Genomic DNA, 24,084 nt, shown 5'->3' on the forward strand with positions numbered 1-24,084 from the left:
TCTTTTTAATAAGGTTCCAACACCTTTATAATATAATAGCGTACAGAGGGAACGATTTTTGTCGTTGTACCCTGTACGCTATTTTTGTTTCGCTATTATGAAGCAGTACCCTCCCCTTGTGAAACAGTGCCTTGTTTTCCTCTGAAGTATCAGGATAAATTTTTCTTAAAGCTTCTTTTTTCTTGTTTTGTTTTTCAGACCATGCTCTTTCTGCAGCCACATAGTCATCATATAGGCGATAAAATACCTCCTGAAGCGTATAGCTTTTCGTATTTTCGTCACCAAAATCATAAGGATATGGGGTCAGCAGCAGCTCGCGCAGTTGATTTTTCGCTTTTGCGATTTTTTCGTTCAACTTAGGAGTTAATGTATCCAGAGCCGAACGGTACTGATATGGCAATGTCATGCCGTTATCACCGCCTGTAACGCGACAGGGATCGAAGAGTTTGTTGGCTAAACGCGATTCGTTGGCTTCCACCATCGGCCCTTTTTCCGCATTGTTTTTGTAGTCGTAGGCAAAGTCCTTGGCTGTGAGTGCTTGCCCTGGCAGGGTCAGACAAAGAAACTGATTCGGATTTTCACCTCCGATTACGCTTTCTATCTGATTGTATAGCAAGTCGATGAATGGCTCACTCGCAAGGCTTGCTCCACCATTGTCCTGTATGCTGGATTGGGAATCGTTGCCGATGTCGGATTTGGAGGCTTCATTGGAATTTGTCTTTCCTTTGGAGCCGGTATCCTCCTTTAACTTAGGAGGAGAATCATTATTAACTTCTTGAGGGTCATTTGAAACCACAGGAACAGCAGTTTCCTTTACTTCTTTTTTAGTATTCTTGGGCAAATTCTGTTCGTTCATAGTTTTTACTTTTAATTATTGATTAATACTACTCTAAGAATCATCCAATTTAGTATCAATTGAATGTACGAATTTAGTTTGTGCCTGACAAAAATTTGCAGACACAACCACTCTCATTGGTGGATTCTCCGTGTGTTCCATCACGTCCTCCTTTTTTATTGGGGTTATACTTCGGTTTATGTTCGTTGCGGACGGAAATGTTCCGCCCGCAACGGTTTACTGCTTCTTCAAGGTAGGCAATGTTCCGTTAAGTTCGTAACGCCACTTTGAACCTGCGTTCTGCAAGGCGGTGTTCATGGCATCAACGGCTTTCTGCCAGGTAACGACAGAGCCGTCCACCTTCGTGGCTTCGGTGCTTTTCTTATTGTAGCCGATACCTTGTTCATGATTGTTCTTCCAATAGCAGGCGGTCATCACGGTGGTGTAGTTATTTCCCAAAAAACCGCCGATATGTACATAGCCAGTGCTACTACCCGTACTGGTTACGTTGCCCGTGGCATAGCAGGCAAGGAGGCTGCTTCCTGCGTTCATTCCCACCAGACCNGGTCTTTGCATCTTCGATATAGATAACCTTTCCTTCTGCCTCAAATTTCCCGTTTTTCAGGATGAAAGGCACGTTGCCGTACTGGGAATCGTTGCCGATGTCGGTGATGCCGATACGGTCGCCGGCAGTCCAGGTGGTTCCGCTGGCGCGGGTGGCGGGGGCGATGTTGGCGGTAAACTGGGCGGCCACGGGGTCACCGTTCAGGTTCTCGTTGTCGTTGTTGCAGGCTACAAGTGCGAGGGCGAGCGCTGCAAGTGCAAAAAATCTTGTCTTCATTATATCTGTCATTTTATTAGTTAAATTCCATTTCAATAATTGCTGCACCTCAGCAAAATCAATGCAAGCTTTGCTTCTGTGTTCGGTTTGCTAATTATTTACAAATCGGCATTTACATCATCACCTTTCACTTCTTCCCAGCCGTTGATTTCGGCTTCGTCCACTTCCATGCCTTCGGGTGTCTCAACCAGCGTTCCGCCGAGGGTCAGCGATTTGCCCTTTCTTGTGTTGAACTCCTTGAGAGCTTCTGTGAGGTCGCTTTTCAGCGTGGTGGGGGTCGGGTTGCCGTCAGCATAGCGGATTTCACCCATCAGCAGTTGTTCCGTGCCGGTCACACCCAGCAGCCGTACCGTGGCTTTCCACTTGCCGGCATCGTCACCTTCGGTTATCTTGGTGAAGGGCAGCACGATGTTTGAAGCGGCTCCGTAGGTATCGGTAGCGAAATCGAGTGTTCTGGCTGCACCCGTCAGATGGGCAACAATCTCCGTGATGCGTCCGGCGGCATCACCCGTCGGTTTGACGACAAGCGTCAGTTCGCGTACCTGCTGCTTCATTGCGGCGGTCAGCGGATAGTCCTTGTCTTTCTCGATGCTCACCTGTTTCGTATAGGTGAAGAACCATCCAGGGGCATTGTTCACAAAGGCATCCGTGCCTGCCCGGTTTCCCGTGGCTGCGGCAATGGTGGCGGTGGTACCATTTACCGTGATTCCTTCAGCTGGGTTCCACACCGCAAGGGCGTAGCTGCCTGGAGCAAACAGATGGTCGGGGGCATGGGTGGCGGAAGTCTCCGTACCCGTATAGTCGCCCATGGTGACCGTCCACGTGGCAGGTATGTTGATACCCTCACCTCGGGCCGACCAGTCGGCTGTCACCGCAATTTTCCCATAGTCGGGATGCGGCGTGTCATAAAGCGTGTCCTTCACGCAGGAAGAGAGCAGCACGGCGGCTGCCATTCCCATCATATATATATATTGTCTTGCTTTCATACTCTATTCCTCCGTATTAGAATAACTTCCATACCAATGTCACACCGGCGTTGATGGGGCCACACCAATTTTTTGTCTCGTTGCCACAGCGCACGCGCACACCATCGATGACTTCATATTTTTCGAAATCGGCATTCAGGTAGCCCATGCCGAGGTTGAAATCAAGAGTCAGTGCCTTGTTCAGCCGTAGCTGATAGCCAGTGGTGATGCCGCCACCCATCAGGTCGCCCTGCTTGCCTGTTTCGGAGATCTTGTAGTTGAACTGTCCGGCCTTGAACATCGCCCCCAGATACCAGGCTTTCTTCTCACCCATGTAATAACGTATTTCCGGAGCCACTTCCCAGAGTGCATAGCGGCGGTCTTTGTCGCTCCAGCTCCAAGAAGTCCACGAGCCGTTTACGGCAATGCCCCACGATGGGCAGATGCGCCATTCAAGTCCTAAATCTGGTGTCAAGGTAGCCCAGCGCAGCAGGTTGGCACGCAGGGAGAGATGATAATCAGTTGTGATTTTAGTTTCCGACGGCGTGTCGGCAAGTGTATTTTGTTGAGCGGTTTTCTCGGCTTCTGCCTTTTCAGCGGCAAGTCGGGCTTCTTCCGCCTTGCGCTGCTCTTCGGCAAGCCGTTCCTGCTCGGCACGCTTCTCGGTTTCTAAGCGTTCGGCTTCCGCCTTGCGTCGTGCTTCCGCTTCCGCATCCATCGCGGCTGTTTCCTTTGCGGGTACCGTTAGGCGCACGATTACAAAATCACCCTCTGTCGCATGATTGTGGGTAATGAAGTTTTCTTCCTTGATTTTCGCGCGTGTAATCAGTTCTGATTTTACTCGATTGGCACGGATCTTCGCCGTTGCAAGGTTCTCGGCTTCACCGCCCAGCGAATTGCAGTAGCCGTCAACCAGTAGCGGCAACTTGCCGTTAAAAATTGTTGCTTTACTGTTTTCGATACATTCCAACAGGCGGGCAAGTTCAGTGTCATTGCCATTCCAAGGAACGTAGAACATGTCCTTCTGCGAAACGAAGCGGAAGGTGTAGGTCGTGTCTGTTTTCTGCTGCGCAATGACGGGAAAAGTTACCGTCATCAGCCACAGAAACGAGGTAAGAAAAGTGATTTTTCTGCTCATATAAACTTGCATTTATTATCTTTGTCCTCTCCAAAGATAATAAATGTCATTCTATGCCCAAAAGATTAGAAAAACTTTTGCTATAAAATTTTATAAATAATGTCGTTTGAGCATCTTTTTGTCGAATTAGCACTTTTTGAATTGTCGAATTAGCACTTTTTTGTCGTTTGAGCACTTTTGGGAAATGGGTTTCTGTGACCTTTTCCGATGTTTTTTTACTACACAAATTATTCCCGATTTGATTTTTTCCATTTGGCAGGCGTACATCCTTCTTTCTCGGAAAATAATTTGATAAAGTTACTTTGGGAAAGAAAACCAGAAGACTCAGCCAGCTTCTGTATATTGATTTCTGGATGCTCCTTCAGTATGTTTTTCGCATACTCCAACCGGAGACTGGTTATCCATTCGCGGAATGTCATTTTATACGTAGTCTTGATATAAGCGGAAAGATAGGTACGATTCGTATAAAGTATTTCGGACAGTTCTTTTATGGTAAGTCCCTGCTGGATATAGCCGTCTGTCTTTATCCAGTTGTCAACCCTCTCTATAAATTCTGTATAGGACCTAGGAACTTCTTTCTCAGAAACTATTTCATGTTCAGTTTCCGAATTTGTCAGAAGTTCTTCTTCAGATTGTATATCCTGCTCAAACGCATTTTCTACCTGTTCATAGAACAGCAGGTAGTTCTGATAGCTGTAGAAAAGATAGCTGTAGAACGGTATTGACGACAAAATCCAGATAAAAACATATTCGTCTGGCAGAAATGTCAGCAATCCGCATCCGACACCGAAGATAAGTGCCCAATAAGTGAATATGGAAAGCCATTCGATATATGCGCCTATATCATCCGCCTGAGTTTCATTGAAAATCTGAATGGCTCTACGATATGCAATTATGACTGTGCGAGCTAAAACGACTCCAAAAACGACTAACCAGGCAGCTAAAGCAAATAAAGAGAATTTTTGCATGATTCCACTTGGCAACAGGAACAACACAACTCCGGAAAGAGTTGAAAATATAATCCATAAAATGATATGTGTCCACACACGCCGTTTGGTAATGTAAAAACGATCAAGCAACATTATCAATGCCGAACTGAACAGAGAATAGCACAGAAAGTATGTGGACATGTTCATCAATATGGCAGAATCCGCATTTTTGAATCGGATACCAAAGAAGAAATGTACCGAATAGTTTGCTGAAAGCAGCAACATAGCTATACCCATAATCTGTCGGGAGCGGAGATAATTCGTGAAAATTTTCTTTTCAGGAGTCTTTGCAAACAAAAAATAAAAGCCGAAGAATAACATCAACGGCAGTGCGGTACAAAGTGAAAAACTGTATATAGATGGTTCCATTGTATTTTTTTCATTACAATTATTTATAAGGATTATGTTCAGGAACCCTAATGAGTTCTTTTATATCAACTTCCAGACATTGAGCTATCTGTATTAATGCTTCTAAAGGTGGTTGACAAGCATTGGTACACCATTTGGAAATGGTTGCTTGGTCTCTGCCAAGTTTCTCTGCAAGCCATTTGTTCGTTTTCCCCTTTTCTGCAAGCATAACTTTTATACGATTAAGATTTTTCTCAGCCATTGCGTATATTATTATTGTTTTCGGTTGCAAAGATACTCATTCTTCTCCAAATATCGTTTGTTAAATCCGAAAATCATTATAAAAAGCGGAAAATAATTTGTCTAATTAGAAATTCCGTTGGTTTTTGCATGATTTACAGTGACTCTTTCCCTCTATATCATATCACTATATTCTGTTAAAAGGAAAACAGATGTGCCTACTTATAATTTTTGGAGTTGATTTATGAATACCAAAATAGGAAAAATTTCGTTGTTTTCCATGTTAATTTTTGTTTTCTCATTCTTTCATTTTGGGGTTTCTCAATTATGTTTTTCCTAATTTGTTTCTTTTGTCATTTTATCACTCCAATCGGTGTTGATTATCAGTACGTTACGAGCAATCAGCAAGATTTCAAGAAGAAAAACGTGATGCCAATTACATAAAAAAGAGAAAGTTCATTGAAAATACAGTAATTCATATACAAGCTGGAAATCAGCAATATACGATTACCGCTATTGGCATGAAAAATGCTTTTGCCAGACTTGTAGCTTTCCTACTTGATAACCATTTGCTGGAGGGATACCGCTTGGTATTCTTTACGGATTGTGCAGATGTCATAGGTTGCCACAAAATATTTGAAAGAATAGACTCCAAATAATTAGTAAGCCAAGCAAAAAATCGGGGATAAAAAATCTTAAAACATTCTTTATCCCCGATTAAATATCGTACCTTTACAAACGAAAGAGTTCTTTGGATGGTTATGCAAATCACAGCAGGATGCTACATTCTGTTTATTTATAATTCGTAACCTCTTCTTTTTATGAGATAAAAACTTATCTCATTCTCAATCTCTTATAAAAAATACGTACTTTCTGTTATATGTAAAACCCAATTTAACATAATATAAAACCCAGTTTAATATAATATAAACCGCAGTTTAATATAATATAAACTCCAGTACCATATAATATAAACTCCAGTACCAGTTAGCTGATACTAAAAACGATACTGGGATGTACAAATAGGAGGTACGGTCTCCGAACCGTACCACTCAAGCAGTTTGGATATAATGATACATGTACATTAAAGTATCCAAAATAAATAAACTAATGTAGCTTGCGTGGTACGGTTCGGAGACCGTACCTCTTATTGTTTTATTTCATTTCCTTCAAGAACTGCTCGGCTCTCTCCAAATCCTCGGGAGTATCTATGCCTACAGTCTCAAAGTCGGTTATTCCTACCTTTATCTTATAACCATTCTGCAACCAACGCAGCTGTTCAAGACTCTCGGCCTTCTCGAGCGACGATTGTGGAAGCTTGGTTACCTCGCCAAGCACCTCCTTGCGATAAGCATACAGGCCGAGATGCTTTAGGAAAGGATAGTTCTTGAGCCATTGCTCACGCTCCACGCCACGCACAAAGGGGATAACCGAGCGCGAGAAATACATGGCGTAGCCACGGTTGTCGAGAACAATCTTGGGAGAATTGGGATTCTCAACAGCCTCCATATCCTCGAAAGGCTTGCCGATAGTGGCAATCTGAGTATCGGCATCGTCGAAACAACGGCACACAGTCTCAATCTGCGAGCGCTGGATAAAAGGCTCATCACCTTGAACGTTCACAATAACGTCGGCATCTGTACCAAGTTTCTCTACTGCCTCCTCAATACGGTCGGTACCACTCTTATGGTCAGTACGAGTCATTACGGCCTTGCCGCCAAACCCGATGACGGCATTATAGATGCGCTCGTCGTCGGTAGCCACATAAGCCTCGCCAAGCACTTGGCTAACGGTTTCGTAAACACGTTGTATTACGTATTTGCCTCCAAGTACGGCAAGAGGTTTGCCCGGAAAGCGCGAAGAAGCGTAACGGGCTGGAATAATGCCAATGAATTTCATAATGGAAGAAGTTTTCTTTGTTTAGGCCAAATAATTGGTCGGATTATTCTGTTTATTTATTGCAAAAAATCCCGAAGCAAAACCTGAAGGAATCGCTCCGGGATTTAATTAAGATTGATTATTTAATGACGATATTAGTCAGATAAACTTTCAATTGTCAAATAGACCCGCAAGTATTAGTCAAGCCACTTAACGTAGCAGAAGTCCTCACGATAAACGAGGTTCTCGTTCTTCGGGTACATACGAACGCAGCTCTTGAATGAACCTGCAACGTCTGGCTCGAATGTAGCCTCGAATGTGTAGTTGTTGCCCTCGTGAGCCACAACCTCAAAATCACGCTTAGAGAAGATGTGCTCCTCGCCGTCCTTGCCAGTCTTGATTGATACAAGCTCCAGACCGATTGCGTCGTTCAGGCCCTGCTCGTCGATAACGTAGCGCAGAGTGTACTTCTTGCCAGTCTCGGCACTATAGAGCATAGAGTCGTCCTTGCTAACCACGCGGATAGAGTCCCAACGCTGAGCAACAGTCTCCTTCCAAGCAGCAAGCTCCTTGGCTAGGCGGTTGTTGTTGGCAGCAAGCTTCTTGAAGTTGGCAGCCTGCTTGATGTAGAACTTGTCATAGTAGTCGTCAAGCTGACGCTTCATTGTATAGTGAGGAGCGATAGTTGCGATAGAGCTCTTGATAGTCTTGATCCAACCCTCGCTATAGCCCTGCTCGTTACGGTTGTAGAAGAGTGGCAAAATCTCGTTCTCGAGGAGATAGTAGATTGTTGCTGCGTCAAGCTGATCCTGGTAACCCTGGTTCTGGTATGTGCGCTCCTGCTTAAGAGCCCAACCAGCACCCTCGCGGTAACCCTCAACCCACCAGCCGTCGAGTACAGAGAGGTTTACAACACCATTCATCTCTGCCTTCTCGCCTGATGTACCCGAAGCCTCGAGAGGACGTGTAGGAGTATTCATCCAGATATCAACACCTGAAACAAGGCGACGTGCAAGCTCCATATCGTAGTCCTCGAGGAAGATGATCTTGCCGAGGAACTCAGGACGCTGGCTTATCTCGAAGATGCGCTTGATCAAGCCCTGACCAGCACCATCAGCTGGGTGAGCCTTACCAGAGAAGATGAACTTAACTGGACGCTCTGGGTTGTTAACGATCTTAGAAAGACGCTCCAAGTCGGTAAAGAGCAAGTGAGCACGCTTGTAAGTAGCGAAACGACGGCAGAAGCCAATGTAGAGAGCGTTAGGAGTAATGCTCTCGAGAAGGGCAACTACACGTGAAGGATCGCCCTGGTTCTTAAGCCATGTAGCGGCAAACTTCTCGCGAATATAGTCAACGAGCTTCTTCTTAAGAGCCATACGTGTCTCCCAGATTTCTGCATCGGGTACATTATAGATAGCGTGCCAGAGGCTTTCGTTGCTCTGATCATAGATGTAGTTCTTGTCGAAATACTTGGCGTAAACCTTGCGCCACTCTGTAGCTGTCCATGTTGGGAAGTGAACACCATTGGTTACGTAGCCTACGTGGCTCTCCTCAGGATAGTAGCCCTTCCAGATAGGAGCAAACATGCGCTGGCTTACCCAACCGTGAAGCTTACTTACGCCGTTAACCTCCTGGCAAGTGTTGCAAGCGAAGGTTGACATGCAGAAGCGCTCTGAGTGGTCGTCAGGATTAGTACGGCCCATACCGATGAACTCGTCCCAAGAGATGCCGAGCATCTGAGGATAACCGCCCATGTACTTGCCGAAGAGCGACTCGTCGAAGTAGTCGTGACCAGCAGGTACTGGTGTGTGAACTGTATAAAGTGAAGAAGCGCGAACGAGCTCAAGAGCCTCGTTGAACGACATTCCCTCATGGATATAGTCGATAAGACGCTGGAGGTTGCAGAGAGCTGCATGACCCTCGTTGCAATGGTAGATGTCCTTCTTGATGCCGAGCTTCTTAAGTGTGAGTATACCACCGATACCAAGGAGAATCTCCTGCTTCAAGCGGTTCTCGTTGTCGCCACCATAGAGGGCGTGTGTGATTGGGCGGTCGAACTCAGAGTTCATCTCATTGTCGGTATCGAGCAAGTAGAGCTTGATACGACCTACGTTCATTACCCATACATAAGCGTGAACTTGATAGTTCATGTAAGGAACGTCAACTACCAATGGCTGGCCGTTCTCGTCGAGAACGCGCTCTACTGGGAGAGAGTTGAAGTTCTGTGCGTCATACTGGGCAATCTGCTGACCGTCCATTGACAGAGTCTGCTTGAAGTAACCATAGCGATAGAGGAAACCTACACCACACATGTTTACGTTAGAGTCAGAAGCCTCCTTCATGTAGTCGCCAGCAAGCATACCAAGACCACCTGAGTAGATCTTAACCACCTGGTTGATACCATACTCCATACAGAAGTAAGCTACCGAAGGACGGTTTGCGTCAGGAGCAACGTCCATGTACTCGCGGAACTTCTTGTATACAGCCTTAACGCGCTCCATTATAGCCTTATCCTTAACGATAGCCTCCTTGCGCTCGTAGCTCAAGCGGTCGAGAAGCATAACTGGGTTATGGCCCACCTCCTCATAGAGGTCTTTGTCGAGGCTCTTCCACATGTCGCGGGCCTCATAGTTCCATGCCCACCACATGTTGTGAGCGATCTCGTCAAGACATTTAAGCTCTGCAGGAAGGGTTGACTTTACTGTAACTTCCTTCCACTGGGGAGCGTTAGTGTAATCTGCTTTAATTTTCATAGATTCTTGTATTTAATAATTTGATATTGTCGTTTTATATTTATTTCTCTTTTCTTGCTTCGGCCTTGCGCAAAGCAAAGTCGTAAGCGTTGTAGTAATACTCGATGAAGTGGGTCCACAGAGCCTTCTGCGAGAGGGCGCGTGCGTTGTTGCGCATGCGTGTCTGCTTGTTCTTTGTGGCGTTGGCATACTTGATTACGGTCTGCTTGATGTCGTCGGCCACCTCGTTGTAGTTGTAGTCGGTACGATGTACCACCTCTACGCCATTGTCTATTGTCGACTTGCCTCCACATTCCGAGTTTGCCCACAAGCCAAAACCAGCAAGGTCGGTTGTGATGCAAGGCACCTTGAATGCTACAGCCTCAAGCGGGGTGTATCCCCAAGGCTCATAGTAGGAAGGATAGACACAAAGGTCGTTGCCCAGGATTACATCGAAGTAGGATAGGTTCACTATGCCGTCGTCGCCAGTAAGATAGCAAGGTATGAATACAATCTTCACCTTCTCGCCCTTCTGGTTGCGCATTCCCAGCCAGCTCATCATGCCCAGAGCACGGTCGTTCTGCTGCTCGTTGAGCCAATGTGTTATTACTGGAGTATCGAGAGGCGTGTCAAACTTCTCGCCCTGAGCCATCTTCTGCAGACGCTCGGCAAGGTCGTCACGCTTGCAGTTTACCCAAGCCGGAACCTCGATAAATGCAACAACCTCCTTATCGAGCTCGTTGGCAGAAAGGCGCAAGCGGTTTACAGCCTCGATAAATACGTCGATGCCCTTGTTACGCCACTCGTAGCGTCCACTTGTCGATATAATTACAGCATCGTCGCTCACCTCGTCGCCAGTCAAGGCACGTGTTATGTCGAGCAAGCGCTTGCGTGCAACCTGGCGCTTATGGTCAAACTCCTTGCCTTGTGGCACAAAGTCGTCCTCGAATCCGTTAGGCAGAACCACGTCTACTGGTTTGTCCAGCAGCTCGGCACACTCGCGTGCCGTAATCTCGCTAACGGTTGTAAAGCAGTCTACATGTGCGGCAGTCTGCTTCTCAATAGACTGCTTGCTCTGCATGTTCAGCTCGTCGGCCATCTGGTCGCCATTATAAGCCTCGAGATATTCGTACAGAGGCTTGTTGTTGCCGGCAATACTTCTGCCTATGCTTGTGGCATGGGTTGTGAATATTGTAGCAATCTGCGGCAAGCGGTCGTTTATATATAGAGCCCCAAGTCCGGTCATCCACTCGTTGGCGTGATAAACGGTCTTGTTGGCACGTTTCTTCTTGCTTATAAAGTAGTTGTAGTAGCTTTCCACAACAAGGGCTGCTGCATACGAGAACATCGAAGCCTCATCGTAGTCGCCGTAAGCGTGAAGGCTGTCTACATTATACTTGTTCCACATGTCAGCATAAATCTCGTTCTTCTTCTCGAAGAAAGGCTTGAAGTCTACCAAAATAGCTACGGGTTTGCCCGGAATGGTCCAACGGCCCACCTTAACGTTAAGGCCTTCTGTAGCTGCTTGCTTTTTCCAAGCCTGCAGCAGTTTAGTATCTTCTTCGATATAAGGACATTCATTTTCGCCCCAGCAATCGGGACCTATAAATACAAGGTTGTCGCCAAGCTTCTCCTTAAGGGTCTTCGCTCTTGTAGATAGTACGGCATAAATGCCACCAACCTTGTTGCAAACTTCCCAACTCGACTCAAAAATGTAGTCTGGAAATAGTCTATCTTTTTTCATAAAGAAGTTAAATAATCAATTGCATAGATTTATTCATAAACACGCCTGAAGCCTTAACTCCAGCGGTTTTTCTTTGTCTAATCGTTGCAAATATAGTATTTTAAATGATAAAAAACGATTATTCTCTATCATTTTTTCAGTTTTAGTGTCTATTCTTGATGTAAATTCGTTACATTTGCAGAAAAATAAGCAAAATACACGTTTTTCTATCGACAATATGCAAGAAAATAAATAAATAACCATTAAATATTAGTATTATATGAGAAGATTTTTTTTTGCAATCATCTGCGTTGCCATTTCGATTGTGGCTTTTGCCCAAGACGCCAAGTCTGCAGCCGCCAAGCCATTCCATACCTATATATATAATAAGGAGTATATGGTTTATCTTGACATCAACCTGTACGACAACGATATTAAAGTGCCTGGTCAGGACATTTTCGGCAACGTGCCGGGATATTTTGGGGCAAGCCGCGATTCGCGCAAGTGGCTCATTACATCGGCCAAGCTCGACGGAACCAACAAGGCCAAGCTCGACATAATAAACGATTATGGATCGGAGGACCTTACAGCCACGCTTACCTACGACCCTAAGCAGAATACCTACACCTTGCGACAGACTGGTGGCAGCCGACTGAAAATCGTGGTTAGCCGTAAATGGGTAAAGATTCCAACCGAAATAACTCTCGTTCCGCACGAGCGTGTGGCTGACATGTGGTAATTAATTACATCTTTAATAATATTTTTATATTTAGTAGATAATTATGTGCCCATTTTTGATTATCTTTGCAGATAATTAGAAAAAACACATAATATATATTTTTTTACAATGAAACAGACAAAGATTGTTGCATCCATTAGTGACCGCCGTTGTGATGTCGATTTTATCCGCAAGCTCTTCTTTGCAGGCATGAACGTAGTGCGTATGAATACAGCACATGCCACACCAGACGGAATACGCACAATTGTGCGTAACGTACGTACTGTATCTCCACACATAGCCCTTATGATTGACACTAAAGGTCCTGAGGTGCGCACAACCGACGTCGAGACTCCTATAGAATATAAGACTGGCGAGATGGTTAAAATTTTCGGCCGTCCCGAAATGATTACCACACACGATATTGTCAACGTTTCGTACGTAGACTTTGCCAAGGATGTTAAGGTTGGCGACCATGTTCTGTTTGATGACGGCGAGCTCGACATGCTTGTTGTCGAGAATGTTGGACCTATGCTTGTGGCTCAAGTGCAAAACGATGGCGTGCTTGGCGCCCACAAGAGCGTAAATGTGCCAGGCGAGCATATTGCCTTGCCGGCTATTACCGAGAAGGACCATCAAAACATTCTGCTTGCCATAGACGAGGATATTGACTTTATAGCCCACTCGTTTGTGCGTTCGGCCGACGACGTGCTGGCTATTCAGAAGATTCTTGACGAGCACAATAGCGACATCAAGATTATCTCGAAGATTGAGAATCAGGAGGGTGTCGACAATATCGACGAGATTATCGACGCTTCGTACGGCATTATGATTGCGCGTGGCGACCTGGGCATCGAGGTGCCTATCGAGCGCATTCCGGGCATCCAGCGCCAGATTATACGCAAGTGTGTGATGAAGAAGAAGCCTGTGATTGTGGCTACTCAGATGTTGCACACCATGATTAAGAATCCGCGTCCTACACGTGCCGAGGTTACCGATATTGCCAACGCCATCTACTCGTACACGGATGCCTTGATGCTTTCGGGCGAGACTGCAAGTGGCAAGTATCCGCTTGAGGCCGTTAAGACTATGGCTGCCATTGCCGAGCAGGCCGAGAAAGACCGTAATGCGATGGGCGAGTGGGAGGTTCCGCTTAGCGACAATTGCACCCAGCGCGAGTTCCTGGCTCATTCGGCTATCGACTCTACACGCCGATTGGGTGTGGCTGGCATTATTACCGACTCGCTTACGGGCGAGACTGTTCGCCACTTGGCTGCCTTCCGTGGTCCTAATCCGGTTCTGGCCATCTGCTACAAGGAGAAGACTCAACGTTGGCTCAACCTCAGCTATGGCGTTATTCCTATCCATCAGAAGGAGCAGGCTACGGCCGAATACATGTTTACGGCTGCCTTGCGCATGCTTCGCCAAAAGGGCTACATCACGCTCGACGACAAGATTGCTTACCTTAGCGGAAGCTTCGGTTTGGGCAATCCTACTGGCACAACGTTCCTTGAGATTAACAAGGTGAGCCAGGTATTCGACAAGTCGTACGAGTTCCACTTGCCGCAAAAGAGCGAATAATTCTTTATAACATACAAAAACAAATCGGACCTTCATTCACATCCAACAGGACGTAAATGGAGGTCCGATTCTTTTTTATCTTTAAATTATAATGATTAATTTGTGGATTAATTCATGGATAATTTATGATAATTCGTGTTCGCTATAACTATGTTCGCTTGTTCTTATGTCTCAACAAAAAGGTTCTTCCGATATTTGGAGTGATACAAACTGGGGGTTATCGTGGAGGTTGGCATCTTGATATTCATATAATGGACGTATAATTTTACTTGTAGTTCTTTTGTATGTAGTTCCCACAGAATGCACAGACTACACAGAAGCCTACGGGATTAAGGTTTTTCGAATTCACAGAATGGCCTACGCTTCGCGATGCAAGAATCCACAGAAATGAATGCTTGCGCTGCTATAGGCAGCGAACCATGCTTAACCTCGGCGACGCTACACAAACAATCAATTCTGTGCCTTCTGTCGTATGACGCGCAGTGTCTATACGCTCTGTGGATTCCAAAAGTTTAAGCCCGTAGGCTTCTGTGTGGTCTGTGTATTCTGTGGGAACTACAAGCAAAGGAGATACAAGTACAAGAGCCTCTCCCTGATAAACTGCAATTTACACTTCTATCACTCCATTTCTCTGATGAACCTTAATTCTTTGTACCTAAAGATAATGTTAACAATAATCAATTAGGAACACGAAATAATCTCCGAACCGTGATTCCTAAGCTTCACTTAACTATTGGATTTTTCACTTCTCACTTTTCACTTTTCACTTAGCTTCTCTATCCCCAGTTTCTCCTCATCGTCCTTCTTGTCCACAACCAGACTGTCACCAGGTTCGATNCCACTATGGCTGGCGGCAATTCGGCATGTTGCAGATGCACGCACGATCCCACCTCGTCGAGGGCGTCGATTGCCTTGTCGGGGAATTGGCGCTCGGTTATGTATCTTGCCGTCAGATCCACACAAGCCTTAAGGGCCTCTTCGGTATAATGCACGTGATGATGGTCCTCGTAGCGTTCCTTGATGTTGTGCAAAATCTCGAGCGTCTCCTCGGCCGTAGAAGGCTCCACCATAACGCGCTGGAATCTGCGCTCCAGGGCTCCGTCCTTCTCTATAGAGTTGCGATACTCGTCAAGAGTTGTGGCTCCGATGCATTGTATAAGTCCGCGTGCCAGAGCCGGTTTCATTATGTTGGCCGCGTCCATAGAGCCTGGCGTGCTGCCGGCACCAATAATGGTGTGAATCTCGTCTATAAACACGATAATGTCCGGATTCTCCTCAAGCTCGCGCAGCAAGGCCTCAATGCGCTCCTCAAACTGTCCGCGATACTTTGTGCCGGCCACGATAGACGTCATGTCCAGACGAAGTATGCGCTTGTTGAAGAGTAGGGGCGAGGTGTGGCGTTGGGCGATAAGCTGCGCCAGTCCCTCAACAATGGCACTCTTGCCCACACCCGGCTCGCCAATAAGAATAGGGTTGTTCTTCTTGCGTCGGCACAAGATCTCGGTCACGCGCTTTATCTCCTTCTCTCTGCCCACAACGGGGTCCAGCTTGCCCTCGGCAGCCGCCCCGGTCAGGTCGGTGGCAAATTTGTCGAGCACAGGCGTCTTGCCTCCTCGGTCGGCCACAGTAGTCTTTGTGCCCGAACTCTTCTTGTTGCCCTGGGTGTTGTTGCCCGATATTATATTTTCGTCTTCCTCCTCCGAAATGCCTATTCCGTTTTGCGGTTTCGATGTTGTTTGCATAAGATGTTTCATAGCTGTGTTATAGTTCAATCCCTTGCTCTCCAGCACCTGCTTGGCTCCGTTTATTGTCTGGTCGTGCAGAATGGCCAGTATCACGTGCTCCACGTTTACCATCTGCGAGTGTTGCAGACGCGCCTCAAGTATCGACAGCTTCAGGATATTGCTTGCTTTCTCGTCAAGTGCAGGTGTGGCTATTGAGCCTTCGCCCTCGGCCTCCTTGTTGTTGTTTACACTATTCTCGAGCTCTGTCTTTATGTCATTTGCGTCAATATCCGAGCGTAACAGCAAATCAAGGAGAGGATTCTGTCTGTCTCTCAACATACCTAACAATAGGTGTTCCGGCATTACGTGTGTGCACGACATGCGCAACGCCTCCTCTCTGCTGAATGCAAGGATTGTGGAAACTTTAGTTGAAAATTGATTCGTCATTATATATATATTGGCTTTAACTTCTAAGTACGCCTGTCTAACCAGACGTTTTTATTTTAAGTCTTGCAAATAATGTGCCATTTGCTCCAATTTCGTGGCATCATTAAACTTTCTGTAGTATAATGTCGCCTCGTTAAGGTATTCGTCGGCTATGTTGGTCTTGTCCAGGGCCAGATAACAAAGGCCAATGCGCATTAGGGAGTCGCCCTTCTCGTTGTTGTGGCACAACAGTATGTGGCTCTCAAACAAGGGTAGCGCCTTGCGATAATGCCCCAGTCTGAAGTTGCTCTCGGCCATGCAATACAGGTAAACGGCCCTTTCTTGAGGGGCAAACAGCTGCAGGTTGGGCGAAATCTTGCCCAATACGGCCACAGACTTTTTGTAATCGCCATCGTAGAAATAGCACACGCCTATGTAGCCTTGAAAGCGCGCATTAAGCTTGTACTTGTTGTCCAGCCTCTGAAACAGAAGAAGTGCCTCATGATATTTGCCGCTCTGAAAATATTCTATCGCCCTTGTCAGCAACTGGCTCGAGGCGTCTTTGCGAATATCTGCAAAGCTTGGCGTCATGAGACACATCATCATTATTATCGTAAGAATAAGCCTTGGCATTTACTCTGTGTAGAAGTTTATCAGGTCGCGCAGGGCCTTCTGGCAAGCCGGACAAAAGTCCTTGTGCTGATTGCTGCGCATACGGCAGTCGGGGTAGGGACGATAAACGCCCTTTAGGCTGTAGCCAGCTCCTTCGTAGGCGCCAACCTCAGATTTTTCACTTTCCCCTTTTCTCTTTCCACTTTTAGCCTTCGCCTTAGATTTTTCACTTTTCCCTTTTCCCTTTTCCCTTTTTCCATTCGCCTTAGATTTTTCACTTTTCACTTTTCCCTTTTCACTTTTATCCCCTGGCATAGGCGTAGGAACTGGAGTTCCTGGCTCAATCAGGTTCTCCCACTTGTTATGGAAGTCTACAAGGGTTGTGATGTTCTTCTCCCAAGGCTCCACGTCGTGCGGATACATCGGTATCTGCTCGGCCTCGTAGGCGTACTCGTCGGCCAGACCAGCAAAGCTGTGGCCAAACTCGTGCACAACCACCTGGCGATATTGCGGATGGTGGGTCATCGAGAGGTTGTACGAGTTGAGTATTCCGCCTCCGCCATACTCGCTTGTGTTTACAAGCACGATGATGTGCTCGTAGGGCACGCCAGCCAGCACATCGTGCAACGATTTAAGGTTGAGCGTTGTGAGGTAGCGGTTGGAATAGAATGTGTCGAAATGGCTTCCCAGAACCGTATTTCTCCACACGCCCTTCGACGGCTCACTTGTTCCGCTGTCTACCGATGGCGACTCTACAGCCACGATATTAAATCTGTCGCGCATGGAGCTGAATGGCTCGTGCTCGAACAGGGCCTCTGTGGCAATCTTGGCGTCCTCCACAAATGTTGCCATCTCGCCTGGCTGGTAGCCCTCGGCCACATAAGCTATGTGGATGCATTTGGTTGTATCCTTAGCCTGCTGCAGAGTTACGTATGGCGTGGTGTTGCCAAATCCGATGTGCCTTATCAGCACGTCCTTTGGTGCCACGGTATGTGTTAGCGATCCCACCACCTCGTGTCGGTTGTTGCGCAGGTCTACGGTTATGTCCACCGTATCGCGCGGCATGGGCACCAGAAACACGTTCTCAAACGATTTCACGTTGTTCTTTGCCTCGTCGTACGACTGCCATTCCTGGAAGAGCGTAGAGAACGAGTTGCGGTAAATAACCTCTGACGTTCCATGCTTGCGAACCGTAATCTGTCCGTTGCCCTCCACCGGCAGCTCGTCCAGATGCGCATGCTTGCCGTACCATCTTGGCATCATGTTCAGCTTGTCTACGGCTATGCTTTGCGTGGTAGCGTTGCCCAGAAATGTGTAATCTATACGCAGAGTGGAATCACAAAAATTCTGCTCAAAGTCTACGTCAGCCGCGGCATTTGCGCCCAGGCCCGACGCCAACATCATGAATAGCGATAATATATTCTTCTTCATATTTTTTATTTTTTACCCGTTAGCCTCTGCCTTAACTCCTAAGAAAAAAAGCATTCGGCTTAACTCCTTAACTTCTTAACTTCTAAGAAAAAGCATTCGGCTTAACTCCTTTAACTTCTTAACTCCTTAACTCCTCCTTTAACTCTTCATCTCCTTTATCCTCTCCACCAATTCCTTGATGTAAGATCTTTGCCAATCCTTCTCATGCAGTTTCACGTCGTCGTACATCAGCAAGTCGATATCGGCCTCCACCACGCCCATATTGCGCTTGTCCAGAGTGTTACCCGCCAATTGTTCAATAAGCTTCAGCTGCTCCTCAACCTCGCTCATAGCCAAGTTGGTATTGCCCGCCATCACGGCATTAAAGAATTGCTTGCCCTTAAACCGCTCGCCTATTGGCTCTGTGGGTATGATATGCGTGAACCTTACGTTCTCGAATCTTTGCTCAAGACATTCCTCTACAAACCGGATTCTGTCGGCAATAACATTCGTGCCTATAGCAATAAGAATATCATGCATAACCCTTACAGAGTGCCTTTGGTTGTAGGAATCTCAAAGTGCATAACGTCGCGCTTTACAGCCATCTTCAAAGCCCTTGCCAGCGCCTTGAATATGCCCTCAATCTTGTGGTGCTCGTTGGTTCCGCGAGCCGAGATGTCGAGGTTCATGTGTGCCGCGTCGCTCAAGCTCTTGAAGAAGTGCATGAACATCTCGGTAGGCACATCGCCAATCTTCTCGCGATGGAATTCCACATCCCAGTTTAGCCAAGCGCGTCCACCAAAGTCCAGCGCCACCTGGCACAGGCAGTCGTCCATAGGCAAGCAATATCCGTAGCGCTCAATGCCTCGTTTCGAGCCCAGACACTTGTCAATACATTGTCCCAGCACGATGGCCGTATCCTCTATAGTATGATGCTCGTCCACGTTCAGGTCGCCCTTGCAAGAGATGTCCAGGTCCATCATTCCGTGTCGGCCAATCTGCTCAAGCATATGGTCGAAGAAACCCAGTCCGGTGTCAATCTTGCATTTTCCCGTGCCGTCCATGTTTATCTCTATGGCAATGTCGGTCTCCTTGGTCATGCGACTAATCTTTGCCCTACGCTCGCCCGCAAACAACAGTTCCGAAATCTTGTTCCACGTCATTCCGTTCTTGCCCAATATCAGAGCCTTGCAGCCCAGGTTGGCAGCCAGTTGCGCGTCGGTCTCTCTGTCGCCTATCACGTACGATCCCGCAATATCATACATCGGGTTGTCCATGTATTCTTTCAGCATTCCCGTACCCGGCTTGCGCATGGGCGAGTTGTCCTCTGGGAAATGTCGGTCTATATGCTGGGCGCTAAACACGATGCCCTCGCCCTCCAGAGTCTGCATAATAAAGTTGTGTATGGGATAGAAGTCCGACTCCGGGAAGGCGTCTGTACCCAGACCGTCCTGATTGCTTACCATCACCAGCTTAAAGTCGGTATGTTGCTGTATAAACGTGAGGTTCTTAATCACGTCCTTAACAAATTTCAGTTTCTCAAACGAGTCTACCTGCTCGTCGTAGGGTTCTTCCACAATTGTGCCATCACGGTCTATAAACAAAAGTCTCTGCTGTTTTGTTTCTTCCATATTAGTTTATTTTAAAGTTATTCTTTAGGGTTGCTCACGCTTGCCTCCACGTTGCCGTAGGCGTACACAAACACGAACACGCCCCACAGATACACGTATTGCATGATGAAGGTGGAAATGGTTGTGGCAAGGAAGTTGAGCCATCCGAAATAAGCAGGAATGCCCGACTCGTCGCCTTGCATCACGCCCATCGTGTCGATGTTCGAGGCCGCGTTGGTTACTATGCCCGGAAGGCACAAGAAGGCGCATACCATGGCACCCACAAGTATCAGCAGCAGCAATATCGAGAACACGAAGCCCAGTTTCTTGTAGCCCTTGGCGTAATCGCTACCCACGAGATTCTTGAATTTGGTATCCTTATTAAATATGTACTTTGATACCGAATAGATGTATGGCGACGCCAATAGCGCGAGCAGCATAAACAGGCACAGATAAACGGCCAGCAACATTACCGTGAAGGTGGAGGCGGGCAGAGTCCTCACGCTCTCAATCGACATCAGCAGATAGGTGGAGCCTGCAAACACCATCAGGCATACGGCAAACAGCACTATCGAGAACACGTCTACCTTGAGCATCTTCTTGAATGCCACGCCACGCTTCTCGTCGTTTAGCATTACTACCACGTTCGACTTGACAACCGAGTCTAACACCACACTCGCTACGGCCACCAGACAGCCCGCAGCTATCGTGCCGGCAAACTGGCCCACGCTATTAGCCCCCAGTACAGCCAAGGGCGACACGAAGGTTGCCAATCCCAATACTACAGACAACGCAAGCACCCAAATCCACGTACTACGCAATATCTTAGCGAAATTGGTGCTGTAAACACCCAGGGAAGCGCTAAGGCATCCCAAACAACTCCTGTTTTTAAAAATATCGTTTATCATTTTAGTATTAATTGAATGGTCGTCTGAATTCCGAGCAAATAATAGCCGTAGCCACAGCCACGTTCAGGCTGTCGGCCGTCTCTCTATTCTCGGGATAGTTAGGAATGCGCAGAGCCTTGCTAATCCTCTTGCGTATAGGTTGCGATATTCCCTTGCCCTCGTTTCCCATCACGATAATGCCGTTGGCAGAGTGGGGTACTTTATAGATGTTCTCGCCCTCAAGCAAGGTGCCGTACACGGGAACCGTTGCGGGCAGCGAGTCGAAGAAGCTCTCCAGCTCCCTATATTCCACCCTCACGCGGGCTATGCTTCCCATCGTGGCCTGCACCACCTTCGGGTTGTACACGTCCACCGTGTCCATGCTGCACACAATATCCTCTATGCCAAACCAGTCGGCTATGCGTATGATGGTGCCCAGGTTGCCCGGATCTTGCACGCCGTCAAGCACAAGCGTAAGCTTCTTGTCCAGGCAGCTGGCGTCCATACTGCCGTCAAACTTCTTGAACACGGCCATCACCTGCTGCGGATGACACAGGAAGCTGACCTTAGCCAGCTCGTCGTACGATACCTCCACAATCTCGCATCTCACGTCCCTCAGCAGCTCCGCGTTCTGTTCCAGCCATTCCGGTTGCGCCACCAGCAACTCCACTTTCGAGTTGCCACGCGCCAGAATGTCGCCCACAATCTTCGAGCCCTCGGCCACAAAAACGTCCTGGGCGTCGCGGTTCTTCTTCAGGTTGAGCGAGTGAATGTATTTAATCTTGTTCTTGCTTATCATAAAAATCTACAGTTTTTTTCTTCTTGTTCCTTGTGCTTAAAGCTTCCTTGTCCTTGTACTTAAAGCCTTCAGTCCTTGTACTTAAAGCCTTCTTGTACCTTGACCTTAAAGAATGATTTCCAGTCCCCATTTCTAAGGGATAGTGCAAAGATACAGTATTTTTGTTAATCCACAAAACAGGTAGGGATAAGAATTAAAAATACAATAAAATCACGCTTTTGGTGTCTACTTACACCAAGTTCTGTTTCGCCATAGTAATGAGCTATGCCATGGTTCAAGACTACTGGATATATCAAACACATTTTTTGCTAAAGAAATAAAAAAAACTTGTAGATATCAAATGTTTTCTTTATTTTTGTCTGCACATAAAATAGATAAAACTATGGTGTGGGTAGAAAAACTTGGGGCATATTTTTTAGATGTGTCAAAATACATACTGACAGGTGTCGTTATCGCATCTATGTTTAAGGACTTTGACAACAAAATCCTTATATATATTGTGGGGTTAATATTGTCAGTACTTTGTCTGATTGTCGGTTTGATATTAACCAATAAGAAGGAAAATATTCAGAGTAAAAATAATAATAAAACAAATAATAAGGAGAAATAGACTATGGGGGTATATTTAGCATTTCTATTTTTTGGGGTGCCATGCATCCTTTTCTTAATCTTTTGCCTTACCAACAAAGGAAAGAGATGGTTAAGACAAAACAACTTGATGTAATATTAGCCATCAAAATGATAGTTTTATTTTTATAATGTAACAAGTTTATATAGTAGCGGAGGTCTCCGGCCTCCGCAGCAATCAATGATACAAACTATTAATGATGATTTGTATTCTACTTGGTGCTGCGGAGGCCAGAGACCTCCGCTACTATATAATCAGAAATCGAAAATGACTAAATGACTAATGACTGAAAATGACTGCTACTCTATCGATATTTTACATTATTTGTGTACCTTTGTACCGTCAAAAGTGTGTTTGGGGGTATATCCATGCTACAACCATGCACAAGTATACATAAAAAGTTAGTCTATATGAAAAGAAATTTACTCACGTCAGTATTCATTACATTGTTATCGTTGACAGCTGGTGCGCAGACCGTTTGCAAGTCGCACAAAGAGCTGCCCAAAAGGATTGATTCGGAGATAGTGGACATCGACCCCGCGCTATTTAAGACTCAGCGTATCCAGTCGGCACCAGTATGCAAGGCCATGGACGACGATAGCTATCTGTCTAAGCAGAAACATCTCTTTGTCCAGGGTGCCGACACTCGCTATATAGATGTAGGCATCGGAAATAACTTGTCAGCCGAGGTCATGGGACGCCTCACTCCCGAGATGCTCAAGCCCTATGCCGGTTACAAGATAGTAGGTATATCATTTGCGGTGGGTTCGACCTTGGGTAATTCACCCAGCATAATATTCTATGAATTAGACGATGATGGGTGGAACCTGATGGGAAGGTCAGGTGTCAAGGACTATAATGCTGATTCATTTTTGTTCAATGAGGTGGAATGTACATGGAATTATGTCATTCCTGAGGAGCCCAACGCTATAATGTTCGGATATACGTTTGATCCGATACATCTTTTTATGAATGAAACTAATGAGAACTATGTAGCAGTGGGTCGTACCAATGATTTGACCAACGGCTTTCTGGTTTGGGGTGAGTTGATAAAAGACGAAGGCTATAAGCTATATCGGCTAAGCTCTAACGAGCTTCCATATGCCGCTTGCGTGCAACTCATTCTCTCCAATGGCAGCTCGACCGAAATCGTGGGCGTCGACGGCAAGCGCAATGTCAAAGTCGTAGAGCGCTATACTCCCGACGGGCAGCGTGTCTCTGCTCCTGTGAGCGGCATCAATATAGAAAAACTAAGCGACGGCACTACGCGCAAGGTGTTTGTGCAGAAGTAAGGTCAAAATGACTGATTACAAATCCTTGTATTCTGCGGTCGCGTCAAACGATGGTCAATCCTTTGCTGCATAGTCACGGTGTCCTCTTATTTCTGCGTTTGGGAAGCGAAGCTTCAATAGGGTTAGCAGAGCCTTGAGAGCTTTCTTTTGATACTCTGTTCGAGTGTCTTTCGGTCGCTTGCCGTCGGCATCGAGGCCACCGATGTAGCAAACGCCAATCGACGTGGCGTTGTGTCCCTTGCAATGTGCGCCCACCTCGGCAATTGGTCTTCCTGCATGCACGCTGCCATCTCGATACGCCACGAAATGATAGCCAATAGATTTGAAAACTTGCTGACGATGCCAGCGGTCGATGTCGGCAGCCCGAAAGTCCATGCCCTCGCGAGTGGCGGAACAATGGATTATTATTAAATCAATTTTTCGCATAAATTGTGTAAAAAAACAAGTAAAAATTTGTTCAGATTAAATTTTTATATTAACTTTGGCGTTCACATGGTAATAACAGTTTGATAAAAAATGGGTTCATCCGTGAGGATGGTCTAAAACGATTGTCTGTGAGGATAGTTGTTTATCTTAAATTTACAAGACTCATAGACCATTATATGATCTATGAGTCTTTTTTTTCGGTTCTTCCGATATTTGGAGTGATACAAACTGGGGCTTATCGTGGAGGTTGGCATCTTGATATTCGTATAATGAACGTATAAT

19 protein-coding genes and 3 pseudogenes are annotated in these 24,084 nt (G+C 46.4%); 4 read left to right on the forward strand and 18 right to left on the reverse strand.

Going from position 1 to position 24,084, the window contains the following annotated elements:
* Window positions 1-25: 25 nt before the first annotated feature.
* From C9991_RS10450 to C9991_RS10495, 10 genes and pseudogenes are all read right to left on the reverse strand, one after another.
* Entirely contained in the window at window positions 26-856 is an 831-nt protein-coding gene (locus C9991_RS10450; protein WP_232823308.1) for a hypothetical protein, read from the reverse strand.
* A 216-nt stretch (window positions 857-1,072) separates the two neighbouring features.
* Window positions 1,073-1,396 (reverse strand): annotated as a pseudogene (locus tag C9991_RS10455) (fimbrillin family protein); the annotation flags it as partial.
* A 4-nt stretch (window positions 1,397-1,400) separates the two neighbouring features.
* A pseudogene (locus C9991_RS10460) lies at window positions 1,401-1,676 on the reverse strand (fimbrillin family protein); the annotation flags it as partial.
* Window positions 1,677-1,774: 98 nt separating this feature from the next.
* Window positions 1,775-2,662 (reverse strand): FimB/Mfa2 family fimbrial subunit, encoded by an 888-nt coding sequence (locus C9991_RS10465; protein WP_106812455.1) that lies wholly within the window; start codon window positions 2,660-2,662, stop codon window positions 1,775-1,777.
* Between the two features lie 16 nt (window positions 2,663-2,678).
* Window positions 2,679-3,779: a DUF3575 domain-containing protein gene (locus tag C9991_RS10470; protein WP_106812456.1), complete on the reverse strand. Its 1,101-nt coding sequence runs from the start codon at window positions 3,777-3,779 to the stop codon at window positions 2,679-2,681.
* 227 nt (window positions 3,780-4,006) lie between these two features.
* Window positions 4,007-5,089: a helix-turn-helix domain-containing protein gene (locus C9991_RS10475; protein ID WP_106812457.1), complete on the reverse strand. Its 1,083-nt coding sequence runs from the start codon at window positions 5,087-5,089 to the stop codon at window positions 4,007-4,009.
* A 67-nt stretch (window positions 5,090-5,156) separates the two neighbouring features.
* Window positions 5,157-5,378 carry a helix-turn-helix transcriptional regulator gene (locus C9991_RS10480; protein WP_106812458.1) on the reverse strand — a complete coding sequence of 74 codons (222 nt, stop codon included), beginning with the start codon at window positions 5,376-5,378 and terminating at the stop codon, window positions 5,157-5,159.
* Between the two features lie 1,133 nt (window positions 5,379-6,511).
* Complete coding sequence (gene kdsB / locus C9991_RS10485; RefSeq protein WP_106812459.1) at window positions 6,512-7,255, reverse strand: 3-deoxy-manno-octulosonate cytidylyltransferase; 744 nt, start codon at window positions 7,253-7,255, stop codon at window positions 6,512-6,514.
* Between the two features lie 176 nt (window positions 7,256-7,431).
* Window positions 7,432-9,987 carry an alpha-glucan family phosphorylase gene (gene glgP / locus C9991_RS10490; RefSeq protein WP_106812460.1) on the reverse strand — a complete coding sequence of 852 codons (2,556 nt, stop codon included), beginning with the start codon at window positions 9,985-9,987 and terminating at the stop codon, window positions 7,432-7,434.
* Window positions 9,988-10,027: 40 nt separating this feature from the next.
* Complete coding sequence (locus tag C9991_RS10495; RefSeq protein WP_106812461.1) at window positions 10,028-11,710, reverse strand: glycogen/starch synthase; 1,683 nt, start codon at window positions 11,708-11,710, stop codon at window positions 10,028-10,030.
* A 259-nt stretch (window positions 11,711-11,969) separates the two neighbouring features.
* On the opposite strand from C9991_RS10495, the gene C9991_RS10500 reads away from it, so the two are divergent.
* Window positions 11,970-12,428 (forward strand): hypothetical protein, encoded by a 459-nt coding sequence (locus tag C9991_RS10500; RefSeq protein WP_106812462.1) that lies wholly within the window; start codon window positions 11,970-11,972, stop codon window positions 12,426-12,428.
* A 108-nt stretch (window positions 12,429-12,536) separates the two neighbouring features.
* Window positions 12,537-13,988 carry a pyruvate kinase gene (gene pyk, locus C9991_RS10505; RefSeq protein ID WP_106812463.1) on the forward strand — a complete coding sequence of 484 codons (1,452 nt, stop codon included), beginning with the start codon at window positions 12,537-12,539 and terminating at the stop codon, window positions 13,986-13,988.
* 839 nt (window positions 13,989-14,827) lie between these two features.
* Here the strand turns inward: pyk and C9991_RS10510 are convergent.
* The 7 genes and pseudogenes from C9991_RS10510 to C9991_RS10540 all read right to left on the reverse strand — a co-directional run.
* Window positions 14,828-16,159, reverse strand: a pseudogene (locus C9991_RS10510) (Clp protease N-terminal domain-containing protein); the annotation flags it as partial.
* A gap of 51 nt (window positions 16,160-16,210) precedes the next feature.
* Window positions 16,211-16,771, reverse strand: a complete 561-nt coding sequence (locus C9991_RS10515; protein WP_106812465.1) for a tetratricopeptide repeat protein — start codon at window positions 16,769-16,771, stop codon at window positions 16,211-16,213.
* Window positions 16,772-18,181 (reverse strand): M64 family metallopeptidase, encoded by a 1,410-nt coding sequence (locus C9991_RS10520; protein WP_106812466.1) that lies wholly within the window; start codon window positions 18,179-18,181, stop codon window positions 16,772-16,774.
* Window positions 18,182-18,319: 138 nt separating this feature from the next.
* On the reverse strand, window positions 18,320-18,700 hold the full coding sequence (locus C9991_RS10525) for a 2-amino-4-hydroxy-6-hydroxymethyldihydropteridine diphosphokinase (RefSeq protein WP_106812467.1): 381 nt from the start codon (window positions 18,698-18,700) through the stop codon (window positions 18,320-18,322).
* Window positions 18,701-18,705: 5 nt separating this feature from the next.
* The gene (hisB, locus tag C9991_RS10530; protein WP_106812468.1) at window positions 18,706-19,791 is read right to left on the reverse strand and encodes a bifunctional histidinol-phosphatase/imidazoleglycerol-phosphate dehydratase HisB; all 1,086 of its coding nucleotides are present in this window, start codon (window positions 19,789-19,791) and stop codon (window positions 18,706-18,708) included.
* A 17-nt stretch (window positions 19,792-19,808) separates the two neighbouring features.
* Entirely contained in the window at window positions 19,809-20,645 is an 837-nt protein-coding gene (locus C9991_RS10535; RefSeq protein WP_157949447.1) for a hypothetical protein, read from the reverse strand.
* A gap of 40 nt (window positions 20,646-20,685) precedes the next feature.
* Entirely contained in the window at window positions 20,686-21,456 is a 771-nt protein-coding gene (locus C9991_RS10540; RefSeq protein WP_106812470.1) for an RNA methyltransferase, read from the reverse strand.
* A 382-nt stretch (window positions 21,457-21,838) separates the two neighbouring features.
* Between C9991_RS10540 and C9991_RS10545 the strand changes: the two genes are divergently transcribed.
* On the forward strand, window positions 21,839-22,066 hold the full coding sequence (locus tag C9991_RS10545) for a DUF6722 family protein (RefSeq protein WP_232823310.1): 228 nt from the start codon (window positions 21,839-21,841) through the stop codon (window positions 22,064-22,066).
* A 428-nt stretch (window positions 22,067-22,494) separates the two neighbouring features.
* Window positions 22,495-23,376, forward strand: coding sequence for a hypothetical protein (locus tag C9991_RS10550; protein ID WP_157949448.1), 882 nt, complete (start codon window positions 22,495-22,497; stop codon window positions 23,374-23,376).
* Between the two features lie 54 nt (window positions 23,377-23,430).
* Here the strand turns inward: C9991_RS10550 and C9991_RS10555 are convergent, their stop codons facing one another.
* Window positions 23,431-23,802 carry an N-acetylmuramoyl-L-alanine amidase gene (locus C9991_RS10555; RefSeq protein WP_106812472.1) on the reverse strand — a complete coding sequence of 124 codons (372 nt, stop codon included), beginning with the start codon at window positions 23,800-23,802 and terminating at the stop codon, window positions 23,431-23,433.
* Window positions 23,803-24,084: the final 282 nt, after the last annotated feature.

Origin of the sequence: Prevotella merdae, from assembly GCF_900290275.1 — a bacterium.
In the GTDB taxonomy this organism is placed as follows: domain Bacteria; phylum Bacteroidota; class Bacteroidia; order Bacteroidales; family Bacteroidaceae; genus Prevotella; species Prevotella merdae.